The 14179-nt window shown below is 65.4% G+C and carries 13 protein-coding genes; 4 read left to right on the top strand and 9 right to left on the bottom strand.

All coding sequences use genetic code 11. The annotated features are described in order from the left end of the window. Nucleotides 1–34: 34 nt before the first annotated feature. Both BW971_RS03535 and BW971_RS03530 read right to left on the bottom strand, forming a co-directional pair. Nucleotides 35–352: a BMC domain-containing protein gene (locus tag BW971_RS03535; RefSeq protein ID WP_076477323.1), complete on the bottom strand. Its 318-nt coding sequence runs from the start codon at nt 350–352 to the stop codon at nt 35–37. An 86-nt stretch (nt 353–438) separates the two neighbouring features. Beyond that, nucleotides 439–735, bottom strand: a complete 297-nt coding sequence (locus BW971_RS03530; RefSeq protein ID WP_076476658.1) for a EutN/CcmL family microcompartment protein — start codon at nt 733–735, stop codon at nt 439–441. A 224-nt stretch (nt 736–959) separates the two neighbouring features. On the opposite strand from BW971_RS03530, the gene BW971_RS03525 reads away from it, so the two are divergent. The 3 genes from BW971_RS03525 to BW971_RS03515 are packed head-to-tail and all read left to right on the top strand — an operon-like array spanning nt 960 to nt 3230. After that, nucleotides 960–1988, top strand: coding sequence for a DUF7064 domain-containing protein (locus tag BW971_RS03525; RefSeq protein WP_076476656.1), 1029 nt, complete (start codon nt 960–962; stop codon nt 1986–1988). A gap of 11 nt (nt 1989–1999) precedes the next feature. Further along, nucleotides 2000–2935, top strand: coding sequence for an HAD family hydrolase (locus tag BW971_RS03520; RefSeq protein ID WP_076476655.1), 936 nt, complete (start codon nt 2000–2002; stop codon nt 2933–2935). A 13-nt stretch (nt 2936–2948) separates the two neighbouring features. Then, nucleotides 2949–3230 carry a BMC domain-containing protein gene (locus BW971_RS03515; protein ID WP_143690188.1) on the top strand — a complete coding sequence of 94 codons (282 nt, stop codon included), beginning with the start codon at nt 2949–2951 and terminating at the stop codon, nt 3228–3230. A 60-nt stretch (nt 3231–3290) separates the two neighbouring features. On the opposite strand, the gene BW971_RS03510 is transcribed toward BW971_RS03515, so the two are convergent. From BW971_RS03510 to BW971_RS03480, 7 genes are all read right to left on the bottom strand, one after another. Further along, complete coding sequence (locus tag BW971_RS03510) at nt 3291–5792, bottom strand: pyruvate, phosphate dikinase (protein WP_083709294.1); 2502 nt, start codon at nt 5790–5792, stop codon at nt 3291–3293. A 5-nt stretch (nt 5793–5797) separates the two neighbouring features. After that, the gene (locus tag BW971_RS03505) at nt 5798–6418 is read right to left on the bottom strand and encodes a hypothetical protein (protein ID WP_076476652.1); all 621 of its coding nucleotides are present in this window, start codon (nt 6416–6418) and stop codon (nt 5798–5800) included. 97 nt (nt 6419–6515) lie between these two features. Continuing rightward, the gene (locus BW971_RS03500) at nt 6516–7952 is read right to left on the bottom strand and encodes a hypothetical protein (protein ID WP_076476650.1); all 1437 of its coding nucleotides are present in this window, start codon (nt 7950–7952) and stop codon (nt 6516–6518) included. Between the two features lie 19 nt (nt 7953–7971). Beyond that, nucleotides 7972–8385 (bottom strand): PEP-utilizing enzyme, encoded by a 414-nt coding sequence (locus BW971_RS03495; RefSeq protein WP_076476648.1) that lies wholly within the window; start codon nt 8383–8385, stop codon nt 7972–7974. Nucleotides 8386–8517: 132 nt separating this feature from the next. Next, the gene (locus BW971_RS03490) at nt 8518–10056 is read right to left on the bottom strand and encodes a class I adenylate-forming enzyme family protein (protein WP_076476646.1); all 1539 of its coding nucleotides are present in this window, start codon (nt 10054–10056) and stop codon (nt 8518–8520) included. 7 nt (nt 10057–10063) lie between these two features. After that, on the bottom strand, nt 10064–11506 hold the full coding sequence (locus BW971_RS03485) for an aldehyde dehydrogenase family protein (RefSeq protein ID WP_076476644.1): 1443 nt from the start codon (nt 11504–11506) through the stop codon (nt 10064–10066). 158 nt (nt 11507–11664) lie between these two features. After that, nucleotides 11665–13299, bottom strand: coding sequence for a sigma-54-dependent Fis family transcriptional regulator (locus BW971_RS03480; RefSeq protein WP_076476642.1), 1635 nt, complete (start codon nt 13297–13299; stop codon nt 11665–11667). A 135-nt stretch (nt 13300–13434) separates the two neighbouring features. Here BW971_RS03480 and BW971_RS03475 point away from each other — a divergent pair, with 135 nt between their 5' ends. Further along, nucleotides 13435–14166, top strand: a complete 732-nt coding sequence (locus tag BW971_RS03475) for a Clp protease N-terminal domain-containing protein (protein ID WP_076476641.1) — start codon at nt 13435–13437, stop codon at nt 14164–14166. Nucleotides 14167–14179: the final 13 nt, after the last annotated feature.

Raw genomic sequence — 14179 nt, 5'->3', positions numbered from 1 at the left:
GCGGCGTGCACCGCAGGACCGGAAGCGGAGTGTCTCAGGCACCCTTGGGGCGGGTCAGCACCGTGAGCACGGTCTCGGTCTCCTCGTGGGGACGCGGGATCACGTGCACCGACACCACGTCGCCGGCCTTGCCCGCGGCCACGGCGCCGGCGTCGGTGGCGGCCTTCACCGCACCCACATCACCGCGCACCATGACCGTGACGAGGCCGCCGCCGATCTCACGGTGCCCGACGAGTTGGACGTTGGCGGCTTTGACCATGGCATCGGCCGCTTCGATCGAGGCGACCAACCCCCTGGTCTCGATCAGTCCCAACGCGCCCAGACCGCGGGTCGAGGTGTTCTGAGGTGCCATTGTCGTGCCCTTCTTCTCGGATTCCTGTCCCTGGACAGGGGTCTCTGTTGATTGCGTGTCGTGCCGGGTTTCGGTTGCGGCGGTGTTCATTTCTCGTAGGTGACCTTTCCCTCGACGACCAGACTGTCGACGATCCCTATTGCCGCGGCGTCGAGTGGGGCCTCGTCGGCCGCGGCACGTGCGGCCGTACCCTTGACCACCAGCACCACCTCCCCGCGACCGGCACCGGTCAGGTCGACAGCGGCATAAGGCCTTCCGCCGTCGTCCTCGGAATCGGCGGGGTCGCCCGGGTCGATGTCGCGGACCAACAGGATGATCCGTCCCGAGATGGAGTCGGGTTTGGCGGTCGAGACCACCTGGCCGACCACCCGCGCGATCCGCATGGGAACTCCTGTCGGTTCGTCGGGAGACACGGGGTCATCCCGGTCCGGGCACACAGTAAGCAGCGGCTACCGGTCCGGCTCCTATCACCGATGGACAATGTTGGGCGCCCGGCTTGTCCATCGGGGAGGTGACGCTCGTCGCCGATCACCGGCACGCTTGGCCAGGGAGATGTAGGAAGCACCCGCAAGCCACACCGAGGAGTACCAGTGATCGAGGACCACCGATGATCAACGACCACGACGCCGATTTCCATACGCCGACCAGCGACGACCCGACCTGGGCAGAGACGAACTTCTTCGGCTTCTACGTACCCGAGGCACTCCTGAACGTCGGCGTGTACGCCCTGTTCCGTCCCAATGTCGGCGTGGTGATCTCGACCGTCGCGATCAACTCGAAGTTCGTCGAGGCACCCTGGCAGGCCGAGTATTGGGATGCCCAACACCACCTCGCGATCCCGCAGCCACAGAACCTGCGCGACTACCGGCTCGCCAACGGTGTCTCGGTCACCTCACCCGAACCGAACCGGGTGTGGGATGTGCAGTTCGACAACGGTGACGACGTGTCGTTGTCGTTCCGGTACACGGCTCTCGCCGAGGCCTTCGACATCCACGACCCCGCACAGGATCCCGTCGTGGCAGCGGCCTTGGCGCAGGCGGACGACGACGACACCTTCGCCTGGGGTGAGGCCTACGCGGGGCATTTCGATCAGACCGGGAAATTCGAGGGCGAGGTAAATGTCCGCGGACGCCGTTACCCCGTCGACTGTGTCTCGACCATGGACCACAGCTGGGGTCTGCGGTCAGAACATCAGGGCCACACCATGAGCTGGTTGCACGCCCACTTCTCCGAGGACTTCGCCGTGCACGCCATCCTCGACTTCGACCCGGACAATGGCCCCGATGCGGCCACCGAGTTGACGCTGTCGCACGGATACGTACTGGACCACGGCCGACTCTACGGACTGTCGCACGCCACCGGCCGGACAATCCGGCACGGATTCTTCGCCACGTCGGTGGAGCTCGAGGTGACGGACAGCCGGGGACGGACGCACCGGCTGACCGGCCTGGGGCGGACGTCGTTCCCGTGGCAGGCGGGGCCGGGGACGGTGGGTTACAACGTGCTGGCGGAATGGCGGTACGACGGTGACCCGACCGCACAGGGTTGGGGTGAGATCCAGGATTTCATCGGCCCGCAGCACCTGTGCAGGATCTACGACGGTGCGCCTCACCGCGCAGCGGGTTCCGGTCGTTGAGGCGCGCGATCATGTGCTCGCCGCCGACGGCGGTCATCTTCGATCTCGACGGAACACTCGTGCAGACGCGTGAGGCGTCGTGGCAGGTCTTCGCCCCCATCAGCAGGCGACACGGTCTGGGGATCGACGCCGCCGAACAGTTCTATCAACTGTTCGCCGAGAACTTCTTCGCGTCACTTCGCGCCGCCTGCCCGAACGCCGACGTCGCCGACATCGTGACCTCAGAGTTCATGACCGCACTGGACGAGTACTACTCCCCCGCGATGGTGCCCGGCCTCATCGACGTGGTGAAGGCGATGGTCCCGTATTCGACGCTGGCGGTGCTCTCGTCCAACACCACGGTGGTGGTGCGACGAGTCCTGCGCGCGAACGACCTCCACTACTGTTTCGCCCACGTGTTCGGCGGGGATGTGGAACCCGACAAGGCGGTGGGGATCGCGAGATTTCTCTCCGATGCCGCCTCCGGGTCCGGACGGTTGTGCCGGGCGTACTACGACGAGCCGCCGATCGCTGACACGATACCCGACCGGGCTAAGACAGACCCCCGCGCGGTCGTGCTGATCACCGACACGGTGGGAGACGTCGAGGCCGCGGTACGGTCGGGCATCCGCGCGGTCGGGGTGGCATGGGGGATGCACACCGAGGAACAGCTGCTCGCCGCCGGCGCCGAATTCGTGGCGATCTGGCCGCAGGAGCTCCTCGCCCATCTCTACGGTCGACCCGATGATCACTGCCCCTGCGCGACAACGCAACACGCTGCGGATCGCGGAACAGACTCGGTGGTGGCCGCCGCGGCCCGGCGACGTCGCGAACGACGCCGCCGAGGCACCGAGAGGTCCGACGCGGTGCGGACGCCACCACCATCGGAGACGGACGACGGTGGGGCCCTTTCCGGCCTTCTGACGGACCCCGTTCTCGCGGAAGCGATCATCAGGACCATGCGATGAGAGAGGAATGGGTATGACCAGCGCAGTGGGCATGATCGAGTGTCGGGGGCTCGTCGGTGCCCTCGAGGCGGGTGACGCCATGGTGAAGGCGGCCGATGTCATCCTGATCGGATGTCGCACGCTCCGCAACGGGCAGGTGTCGGTCCTGGTGCGCGGTGACGTCGGCGCGGTGCAGGCGGCCGTGGACGCCGGGCGGTCGGCGGCCGAGAACGTCGGCGAGCTCTACGGGTGGCGAGTCATACCGCGCCCGCACGTCGAGTCCGACGCGGTCATCGGCGACGCGTTCTCGTCCTGAGCCGGGCCGGCAACGAGGCGGGGCCTGACACCATCGCGGTGTCAGGCCCCGACTCGTCTCTCATGGTCGACGCACCGAGAGGACTCGTGCGGGCCGGATCTCATCCGAGGCCACCGCGTAGGTCCGGACGCCCTTGTCCCGCAACGCGCCGATCGTGGCCTCGGAGACGCGTCCGGCCAACCGGATACGGAGGTGTGCCGGGTTCTCCAACTGCGTCAGAGCATCATCGATGAGGTGCTCGACGAATGGGCTGATCTGTTTGCGGGGGTCGATGTCGATCAGGTTGTCGCGTACGTACCCGTCCAATGGCTCAGCGGACAGTAGATGCCTCGGCTGTATCCCGTAGGTCGCTGCCTGCAGACGTTGCAGTTCGAGCCAGACGTGGTCCACCTCGGCGGCGATGTCGGATAGGCTCAACACGCCCTGGGTGTTGGTCACATAGCAGCCGACGGAGATCGCTACACCAAGCCGATCACGAAGTTCTCGGAGAGCACGCGCCTCCAACGGACCGCTGGTGCGCGGGCTGACGAAGCACACCCTGACGGCCGTGCCCTCGGCGGCGCGCGCCAGGCCACGCAGTTGCGCCGTCACCAGCTCCGTCGATCCCAGCGGCATGGCCACTTGCGGGTGGATCGCGAGCAGGTTGGTGACCGCGAACACCTCAGCGACGTCGTCGGCATGGAAATCGAGCCCACGAACATCGAATTCGGTGTCGCCGGCCGCAGTGAACAGCGGAGCGAAGGTCTCCGCGATGGCCGTCTCCAGCGTCGCGGCCGCGGTCGCCAACTCCTGCCCCTGCTCCAGATCGGTGATGACGGACTCCATCTGCCCCACGGTGATCAGGACGTCGTCGACCGCCGACACCACACCGTCAGCACCGCGCTCGAGCACCTCCGCCACCTGGTCGACGGTGTGTGCGCGGCCGAGGATCCTCTCGTCGGCGGCCGTGCGCGCGGCGATGTCCAACAGCCGGGCCAGATCTCCACCGTCCCCGGCGGCTCCGTCGACCAGACCGATCGCACCGTCGATCACCTCCCCGGTCGAGCCGTCGAGACTCACCGTGTCCCCGGACTTCCACGTCCGGTCGCCGACGGTCATGGTCCCCATGGACGGATCGATCTGCAGTGCGGCACATCCCACGATGCACGTGGTTCCCAGGGCGCGAGCCACAACTGCTGCGTGGGATGTCGAACCGCCGGTGGCGGTGACGATTCCGTCCGCGGCGATCATCCCGTGCAGGTCGGTCGGGCTGGTCACCGGGCGGGCCAGGATGACCCGTCGACCGTCCTGTGCCGCCGACTGCGCAGCCTCGGAGTCGAGGTACAACTCACCGACCACCTGGCCGGGTGAGGCACCCACACCGCAGGCGACCACCCGCCCGTCCGCTCTGGCGGTGGCGAGCTCGCCTGGTTCGAAACCCGGTCGCTGCACATTGCGTATCTGCTCCGGAGACACCGAGGTCACCGCAGCCCGTGCATCGAGGATGTTCTCGTCGTACATGTCCGCGGCGATGCGGATCGCCGCGCGCGCAGTACGTTTGGCACTGCGCACCTGCAGCAGGTACAACGTGCCACGCTCCACCGTGAACTCGATGTCGAGCATGTCCTTGCGCTTGTGCTCCATCTCCGCACATGTCTCCACCAGTTCGGCATACGCCTGCGGGACCTTGTCCGACATCGTGTGCACCGGGTCGGGAGTCCGTACCCCCGCGACCACGTCCTCGCCCTGGCTGGCCTCGAGGTACTCACCGAACATGCCGGGTTCACCGGTCGCCGGATTACGGGTGAAAACCACGCCGGCGCCACTGTTGGCGTCGAGGTTGCCGAAAGCCATCGACTGGATGACCACCGCGGTACCGATGTCGTGAGGGATCTCGTGGAGCTCACGATAGGTGACTGCTCGCCGGGTGTTCCACGACCGGAACACAGCCTCGATCGCGCCGACCAACTGGTCCATCGGGTCGGTGGGCACCCGAGCGTCACCGTCGGTGGCGAGCTGGTCCGCGCAGTACGACCAGACCGCGTCGAAGACGTCCTCGGCTGACGTGTCGTCGGCAAGCTCTGCGAGGACGTCGGTGAGCCGCTCGTGGTCGGGGATGTCGAAGGCGTCGAGCACCGTCTCGGCGTACATACCGTGGAAACGGAAGACCACGTCGGCCATGAAGCGGTTGTCTCCGGTCACCTCGGCCAGCGCAACAGCGGAGGTTCTGCTGATGCCCAGGTCGAGCACCGTGTCCATCATCCCCGGCATCGATATCGGGGCACCGGAGCGCACCGACAGCAGCAATGGCAGGGGGCCGCCGCCGAAGGATTTCCCGGTGGTGGCCTCGAGGTCGGTGAGCCGAGAGCGCAGCCGGGAGAGCAGTTCCGGTGCCAACTCGCCCGTGTCGAGGAATCGGTGACACTCGGTGGTGGAGATGACGAAACCCGGTGGTACCCGCAACCCGCCCCGCGTCATCTCGATGAGCCCGAAACCCTTGCCGCCGACGTCGTCGACGTCCACGTCCCCGGGATCGGTGAAGGCGCGCGTGGTGTCCGCACGAGTCGCTGGTGCCACACCCATGGTGGTCATTCCTTTCGCTTTCGACCCAATGTGCGGAGCAGGTCCTCGTGAAATTCGAACCAGATGTTGTGCACGGAGTCGCGGGTGGGATCTGAGACGGCTCCCGGGTCGCCCGAGTCGACGGCATCCAGCGCCTGCCGGAAGCGAGTGATGTACAAACCGAATCGAGGGTCGCGCTCCCCCAACGTCTCCAACAGGCCGCTCAGCCGCGACACCAGGCGATCGATCTGCGTGATGATCTTGCTGTCGTACTCCTCGTCGGAATGATCGTTGGCGATCTTGCGCCCTCCGACCTCGACCTGTTGCCAGGCCGACATCGCCGTCAGGAAACGGCTGTTGACGTCCTCGAACTTGTCCGCGACCGTCAGCACGGCCGGATCGTCACGTAACGGGGCGTAGATGGCGGCTGCGGACTCGTATAGTGCCTGTGCACTGTCGTCGGTGGGCAACGCGTTGTCGCCGACGAGCACTATCAACTTCCGGTCGGCGAGATCATCGAGGGCACGTCTGGCCGTGTCGGATTCGAGTGTGGTGACGGTCGTGACGCCGGCGACCGTCGTCATCTTCTTCAGTGCGACGGCGTTCAGCGCGTCGTACAGGTCCTTGTCCAGCAGGGTGGAGGGCATGAGGTTCCTTGGGTTCGCGTACCGTGTGCGCGGTACCCGGCCCGTCTCGGGGTCGCGTACCGCGCACCCAGTCGTGCGGAGTGCGGGCCGGGTGGGGTCAGAGCCACCGGTACTTGGAGGCGCGTAGATCGGCGTTCTCACCGAACGGCAGGTACCCACGCCCGGAGAAGATCTTGTGCGGGACGGTCTCCTGCGCGAACCCGCGCTTGGTGATGTCGTAGTAGTAGTTCGCCACGCGCTGGTCGATCTCCCACAGTTGCAGGTCTCGACAGCATTTGTCGTAGACTCCCGCGCCTCGGAGATACGGCAGGATCATGTCGACGTAATAGACGTATTGGCCCGACCAGATCAGGTCCCGACGCGGCATCCGCGAGATCTTGCGGTACAGCTTGAGGGTCGCGTCCTGCACCTTGGGCAGTTCGTCGGCCAACTCACCGATCGACAACGCTCGCAATTCGCTCATCGGACTGTCGTGCTTGCCCCGCGCGAACACGGCCCCACCCACGATGGCGGGAATGTAGTTCTTCGGCCGGGTGAACGTGGTGGAGATGTCGTTCACCCGGATCTCCTGCAAGCCCATCGCGTTCGGATCGATCTCGAGCGCAACGGTGTACGAATACGGCAGACCGGCGTCCTCACACACATCGGACCAGTGGTAGATCGGCTCGTTGACGAACAGGTCACGCAGGATCAGCAGATTGCCGTTGGGGAGCTCATAGGGCCCCGTGTCGCCGAGGCCGAGGCGGTTGTCGAAATGCTGCAGGAAGGCCAACAGCTCGGCCGCGGCGTTGAACCGGGTCAGCGCACTGTGATCCGGACCGCCGTCTTCGAGAGGGATCAACTGATCGACCAGTGTCTGCAGGAAGTCGTCGTCGTGGATGGTGCAGCGGTACCGGTCCTGCGAGTTGAGGATGTAGCCGTCCTGGCGCTTGCCCCACAAGATGCGCTGCATGAACTTCAGCATGGTGTTGGACTCGTCGACGTAGTCGTCGGGACCGATCGCCTCCAACGCCAGCAGACTGCATCGGCCCATGCCGAATCCGACCGCACCGATGGCCCAATCGTGCACGGAGTTGATCTTGGTGCCGACCTCGCGGCGCGCGGTGGCGCCGATGTCGAGAAGGCCCTGGGGGCCGACCGCGTCGGTCGCCAACCGCAGGAACTCCGGCCACCGGTAGAACTCGTGCATGAAGGCGAGGATCTCGTACTCCTGGCGGGGGATCATCCCCGAGACGCCCTCGGTGGCCCGCATCACCAGGGTGTCCCAGATGTTCCAGGCCAGGTAGTTGTTCAGGTCGTTCAGTTCATCGAGGGTGAACTGATCGCGCAGAACGTCCTCCTTGGAGACCCTCTCCAGCACGGCGCTCTTGGCGCGTGAACGCATCGTCTTGTCTCCGAGGATTCCGTCGGTGACCGGTTCTTGCCCGACGAAGTTGCCCTCGAAGGTCAGTTCCTGAAATCGCAGACCGTCGTCCGACGGCTCATATCGCTGTTTGAAGGTTGCTGTGGATCCGGCTTCGGCGTTGATGGTCATTCGTTGTCCCTTCGGTGGTTCAGACGAGGCTCACGCGGCCGGTGTCGGCGTCGTCGCAGTGCAGTTGCACTTTCTTGCCCTCGAGTGCGTCGGTGATGGCGACGAAATGTGCGTTGCCGGTGTTGCCGACCTCGTACCGGGAGTCGCTGTCGGTCAGGTGTGCGGTCATCACGCACGGGATCTGGAACTCTCTGGACAGGATGCCCAGGTGCGATTCGGGTGCACCGGACATCGTGATGACTCCGATGGCGCCCATGCTCAGGGCCGGCGTCAGAAAGGTGGTGGTGCCACCCCGGACCAGCAGGATGTACTCGCCGAGCCGGCCGGACTGGACGATCTCGATGACATCCTGGGGCGAGTCGAGGTACTTCACCTCTCCGACCGGCGATTTGGATGTTTCGAAGGCGTTGTATCCCTCGGCCACTACTGTCATGGGTTCTCCCTTGTGCCTGTGCCGGCTTGCCGGCTGTATGTCGTGTAGGTCACACTGCCCGCCGACTGTGTGCTGGCGCACTCACCTCCGGGACAGACATCGGCGTGACCGTCTATCCCTGTGGGATAACCGTCAGCCGACCTGCGCTGGAGCGTGTGGACCAAGTTCATCGAGCTTGCGGCGCAGTAACTTTCCCGACGACGTGGTCGGAAGGTGATCAACCAGGACCACATCCCTTGGCCGCTTGTAGGCGGCCAACCGCTCGGAACAGAATTGCAGGATGTCGGCGACATCCGGTCGTGCGTCGCGTCGCGGCACGATGTAGGCGACGGCGATCTCACCCTTGATCGGATCGGGACGACGCCCGACCGCAACCATCGCGACATCCGGATGGGTGGCGACCACGCGTTCGATCTCGGCTGGATACACGTTGTATCCGGCGGTGATGATCATGTCCTTGAGGCGGTCGACGATGAACGCATGTCCGGACTGGTCGAGGTAGGCCACATCACCGGTGCGCAGCCAACCGTCTGCACCCAGGACCTCCGCGGTCCCCGCGGGATTACCGAAATATCCGAGCATGACCAACGGACCACGGATCATGAGCTCGCCCGGCTCACCCGCGGACACCTCTCCACTCTGGCCGTCCATGGGGGCCAGCGAGATCTCCGTACCGGGTAAGGACACGCCGATGGACCCCGGGCACGGCGGCCCGTACACCGAATGCGTGGTGCCCAGTCCGGACAGCTCCGTCATACCCCAGAGTTCGAGTAATGGTGCGCCCGTGCGTTTCTCCCACTTCTCGATGATCAACGGCGAGAACGTCTGGCCGCCGACGGTCGACACCCTGATGGCGCTGAGATCCACCGCGGACAGGTCATCGGTGGCCAGCAACATCGAGTACATCGCCGGGACACCCTCGAACACCGTGACCCGATGCAACTGCATGAGATGCAGTGCGGCGACCGGGTCGAACCGCTCCATCAGCACGACGGTGCCACCCGCCAGGAAGGTGCCGTTGATCGCAACGTTGCCGTAGACGTGCGCCGCAGGTAGCGCCGACAGGATGACGTCGTCGGCGTTCTTGCCATGCATGGCGGCCGTGTGGGCGCAGTTGAGGAGGACCGACTCCAGAGACTGCATGGCCCCCTTGGGATGTCCGGTGGTCCCCGACGTGTAGCCGATGCTGCCCAGCGCCTTGGGCCGGCAGTCGACCGGCGGCACCGAGCCCGGGTCGGCACCGTCGAGCAGGGTGTCGAATTCCGCGTCGAGCGTGACACAGGCCAACAGCGGCAACCCCTCGAGCTCGCCCGCGACCCGCTCGTACTCGGTCGCGCCGATGAACAGGGCCCGTGCTCCGCAGTCCTGCAACACGTACCGCAATTCCGATCCGGTCAGCATCACGTTCACCGGATTGACCACCGCACCCGCCTTGAGGATGCCGTGATAGGCCACGATCCACTGCCAACTGTTCTGACCGAAGAGCGACACCACCTCACCCGGGCGCACCCCCGACGAACGCATCCCGGCCGCAACCCTGTTGGAAAGAGTGTCGAGGTCGACGTAGGAGAACGACCGATCTCCGACGATCAGCGCGGGCTTGTCCGGATGGATGCGCGCGCGCCAGGGCAAGACCTCGGCAATGCTGGTGGTGGGTCGAGAATGGGTCATCGCGCTGTCAGGCAACTGTTCCCGGCGCGCGGTTGAGGCAGACGGTCTGATAATTGGTGTACTCGGCCAAACCGTGTAGCGAGTTCTCGGCGCCGATGCCGGACTGTTTGTGGCCACCGAACACCTGGTGCGGCGAGTACTGGTGCACCTCGTTGAGCCACACGGTTCCAGCCTCGATACGTCGTCCGATCCGCTCGACGGCCTCGAGGTCGTCTCCCCACACCGTGGCGCCGAGACCCCACACGGTGTCGTTGGCGCGAGCGACCACATCGTCTTCCTCGGACCACTTCAGCAACGGGAGGATGGGGCCGAACGGTTCCTCGGCGACCAACCGGGAGTCCTCGGGCGGGTTGTCCACCAGGGTGACCGGCACAAACCACCCTTCGGATTCGGTGTCGATCTCCCCACCGAGCGCGAAGGTGTACCCGTTCTTTCGGCAGTCGTCGAAGTACTCGGTCACCTTGGCCAGCTGTGGCCTGTTCTGGATCGGGCCGAGCTGTGTGTCCGGGTGCGACCCGTCGCCGACCACCACAGACCTCGCGTATTCGACCAGCTCGTCGCGAACTGCGTCGTAGACGTCGTCGTGGATGTAGATCCGCTTGGCGGCGTTGCAGAACTGCGCGTTGTTCTGGAAGGCGGCCCAGAAGATCTGCGGCGCCACCTTCTGCGGGTCCACGTCTCGCAAGACGATCGCAGGGTCGTTGCCGCCGAGCTCCAGCGTCACCCGTTTGAGCGTGCCCGCCGCCGAGGCCATCACGTGACGTCCGGTCTCCGTGCTGCCGGTGAACGCGATCTTGGCGATACCGGGGTGCACTGTCATCCACTTGCCCAGATCGTCGTCACCGGAAAGCGCACTCAGCACACCCGGCGGCAGCAGATCCTGCACGAGTTCGACCAATTTCAGATCGCACAGTGGGGTGAAAGGTGAAGGTTTGACGATGATCGTGTTGCCGGTCACCAAGGCCGGGGCGATCTTCCAGACCGCGAGCAGGATGGGGAAGTTCCACGGGACGATGGCGCCCACCACACCCAGCGGCGTGTACCGGCTGATCACCCTGCGTTCAGGGGTGTCCTCGACGACCTCGTCGGGCAGCTGTTGTTTGGCGATCTCGCGGAACCACGCGACGCTTCCGTACACCTCCCACTCGGCCATCGACCGCGGTTTGCCCTGTTCGGCGGTGAGCAGGGTGATGAACTCCTCGGCGTGCGCCTCCAGTCGGTCGCCGATGGCGGACACCGCCGCGGCGCGTTCGGCCGCCGATGTCGCCGACCATCCTGGGTATGCCGCCGCGGCGGCCGTCACGGCGTCGTCGAGGTCGGCCCGGGTTGCGACCGGTACCTCCGCGAACACCTGACCGGTGGCGGGGTTGTAGACGGGTGCCGACTCCGCCGATGATCGGGTCTCGCCGTTGATGACGTTGGCGTATCTGACATCGGTGGGCGTACTCATGGCAACTCCTCTCGGAGGACCGATGTAGTCGTCAATGCTGCGACATCGGCCCTGAACTATGACTCCCATCACTGTCCACCGGGTGACGGAAGCGGAAGTGTCCTGGTTTTGAACACTCTCCGAGGGAGTACGAGCCGGCTGCTGAGGTGTCCTGACGATCAGTTGACGAGCCGGTAGTAGCGGAGTCGCTGGTAGAGGGTGTTGCGCCCGATTCCCAGGGCGTGGGCCACCGCGACCTTGTTGCCGCCGTGCTCCGCCATCGCGGCCGAGATCGTCGCCCGTTCGGCCCGCTCCAGCGGGGTGAGTCCACGCGCGGGTCGTCGTCGGTGTGACTCGGGCAGATCATCCGCGGTGATGTCACCACACGACCGGCCACGGGCCGCGACACGGACGACACGCGCCAGCTCGGCGAGGTTTCCCGGCCAATCCTGTTCGGCGAGAACCGCCAGCGCCGAGGGAGTCATCCGCAACTGCGAACCGGTTCGGGAAGCGGGCTCCGCGAGATTCGATGCGGCGACTTCCGACACCATCGCCTGCACGGTCGTGGCGAAGGTGTGACCGATGTCCCGAAGGTGGGGCAATTCGACGGTCTCGTCGGCCGTCGCGGCGAGTGCCTGATGTTCTTCGGAGAGCTCCTCTACCGATCCGCACACGATGATCACGGTAGGTCGGGCCGAACTCAACGCGTGCCGCACGTACGTGACGGTCGAGGCGTCGGCGGCGTGCACGTTGTCGAGGATCAGAACCGCGGAATCGGCGAACACGCTGACGAGTTGCTCACGCAGATGTCCGTCATCATCCGCCAGATCGACCGCGACGGCGCTGTTTCCGGCCATCTCGCGAGCCCTTGTCGACCGGCCGCTGCCGGGCGGCCCGGTGACGAGAACGCAGCGTCGGGTGGGCCGGCCGGTGTCGACGTCACGTATCGCCCGCCTCGCGGGTTGTCTCTGCCGGGGGACGACCTCCATGATCACACCGTCACGGCTGTCCGCGACCAATCGCGCATGGATGTCGACGTCACGACCGGACGTCAGCGACACCGATCGGGTCAAGCGGCTGCTCCCGTCGACCTCGGCGGCGATCGCCTGCAAGAGTGGGTTGTCGTCGCTGCTGATGAGATCCATCGCTGCCGCGTTGCTCAAGGCGAGGTTCTCGCCGAACAGGACCAAGGCGTTCTTGTTGCGCGCCGACTCGGACTGGAAATCGGCGAACAGCCGTTGTTCGCTCAGCCGGGATCCCTCGTGTAGGCGTTGCTCGATGTCCCGGACGGCACGCATGAGGAATGGCCCGAGCAGATTGCTCTGATCGGCGACGGGACCGGTGACATCGAGGACACCTTCCAGCCTGCGGGTGATCGGGTGGATGATGGGCGCCCCGTAACAACAGAACACCCGCAGCGCCTCGAGAAAATGCTCGTCACCCGCTACGGAAATGGGCTTTCGCAATTCGAAGGCGGTGGACAGGGAGTTGGTCCCGCTGAGTTCCTCGATGTACTGGGCCCCGGGAATGGCCTTCACCCGATCGAGGTGACGGTGCAGTGTCCGGTTGCTCAGCCGACGATCGACGATCCGCGCCGAGTGATCGGCCAACAGGATCGAGAAACGGGTGTCGTCCAGCTCCCGAACCATGCTGGTCAACACGGGTTTCGCCGCGTGGATCAACCGACTGTGCCGGTCCACCTCGAACAGGCGCGGTTCCCTGACCTCCATTCCCGGGTCGAGACCGCTCATCTGCGAGCGGCGCCATCCGAGTGCGATCTCGGGGCGCAACTCTCCAACCACGGGATCCTCCATCACATCACCGCTGTCGGATCACCGAACCACGCGTCATCCTGACGATCGTAGACATCGACGACAACGACCGTGGCCGATCGAGACGAGTGTCAACCCACGGTTGACGACGTCGCTGCGTCAACCTACGGTTGACGCATGCCATCAGACAAGACGTTCTCGTCCACCATCCGACTCGGAGATCTCATCGACGCCATCGGTGACACCGACTTCGACCCACTCCAGCAACTGTCCGAGGCAGTGGCCGCGGGTGAGTACCTCGGCGATCTCGCCGATGCGTTGATCGGCCACTTCGTCGACCAGGCACGTCGTGCAGGCGCATCCTGGACCGCGATCGGTCAGAGCATGGGTGTCAGCAAGCAGGCCGCTCAGAAGCGATTTGTCGGGCAGGCGCCCCAGCCACCCGAGAGCGGCGAGTCGAATCCGTTCGCCCGCTTCACCCCTCGGGCACGCAATGCGGTCATCAGCGCGCACAACCTGGCCATTGCCGAGGGGTCATCACACGTCACATCGGCCTTGGTGGCACGGGGTGTACTCGCGGAGAACAGGTCACTCGGCGTGACCACGTTGGCCCAACTGGGTGTGGACGTCGACGCGATGACACAACGGTTGGCGGGATCGACCGGCGGACAGGATGACGACCGGGAGGCCACGGCGTTCGTTCCCTACGACGACGCCGCCAAGGTGGTGCTGGAGGACACCGTTCAGATCGCCCTGCGGCTGGGGCACAACTACGTCGGAACCGAACACCTGCTGATCGCTTTGTTCGCCGACCTGTCGGTCGGGCCGGTCTTCACCGAGTCCGGCGTCACCGCGGAGGCGTTCGAACATGCCGTGGTGGAACAACTCCAGCAGTTCATCGACCGCTGAGTGCCGTCCCGCG

Source organism: Williamsia sterculiae (assembly GCF_900156495.1).
Classification (GTDB): Bacteria; Actinomycetota; Actinomycetes; order Mycobacteriales; family Mycobacteriaceae; genus Williamsia_B; species Williamsia_B sterculiae.
Note: the sequence above shows the minus strand (reverse complement) of the source record. Positions and strands in the feature narration are given on the sequence as shown.

Coding starts and splice junctions, on each gene's coding strand:
- BW971_RS03535 (WP_076477323.1), bottom strand. CDS start 352: ATGGCACCTCAGAACACCTCGACCCGCGGTCTGGGCGCGTTGGGACTG.
- BW971_RS03530 (WP_076476658.1), bottom strand. CDS start 735: ATGCGGATCGCGCGGGTGGTCGGCCAGGTGGTCTCGACCGCCAAACCC.
- BW971_RS03525 (WP_076476656.1), top strand. CDS start 960: ATGATCAACGACCACGACGCCGATTTCCATACGCCGACCAGCGACGAC.
- BW971_RS03520 (WP_076476655.1), top strand. CDS start 2,000: ATGTGCTCGCCGCCGACGGCGGTCATCTTCGATCTCGACGGAACACTC.
- BW971_RS03515 (WP_143690188.1), top strand. CDS start 2,949: ATGACCAGCGCAGTGGGCATGATCGAGTGTCGGGGGCTCGTCGGTGCC.
- BW971_RS03510 (WP_083709294.1), bottom strand. CDS start 5,792: ATGGGTGTGGCACCAGCGACTCGTGCGGACACCACGCGCGCCTTCACC.
- BW971_RS03505 (WP_076476652.1), bottom strand. CDS start 6,418: ATGCCCTCCACCCTGCTGGACAAGGACCTGTACGACGCGCTGAACGCC.
- BW971_RS03500 (WP_076476650.1), bottom strand. CDS start 7,952: ATGACCATCAACGCCGAAGCCGGATCCACAGCAACCTTCAAACAGCGA.
- BW971_RS03495 (WP_076476648.1), bottom strand. CDS start 8,385: ATGACAGTAGTGGCCGAGGGATACAACGCCTTCGAAACATCCAAATCG.
- BW971_RS03490 (WP_076476646.1), bottom strand. CDS start 10,056: ATGACCCATTCTCGACCCACCACCAGCATTGCCGAGGTCTTGCCCTGG.
- BW971_RS03485 (WP_076476644.1), bottom strand. CDS start 11,506: ATGAGTACGCCCACCGATGTCAGATACGCCAACGTCATCAACGGCGAG.
- BW971_RS03480 (WP_076476642.1), bottom strand. CDS start 13,299: ATGGAGGATCCCGTGGTTGGAGAGTTGCGCCCCGAGATCGCACTCGGA.
- BW971_RS03475 (WP_076476641.1), top strand. CDS start 13,435: ATGCCATCAGACAAGACGTTCTCGTCCACCATCCGACTCGGAGATCTC.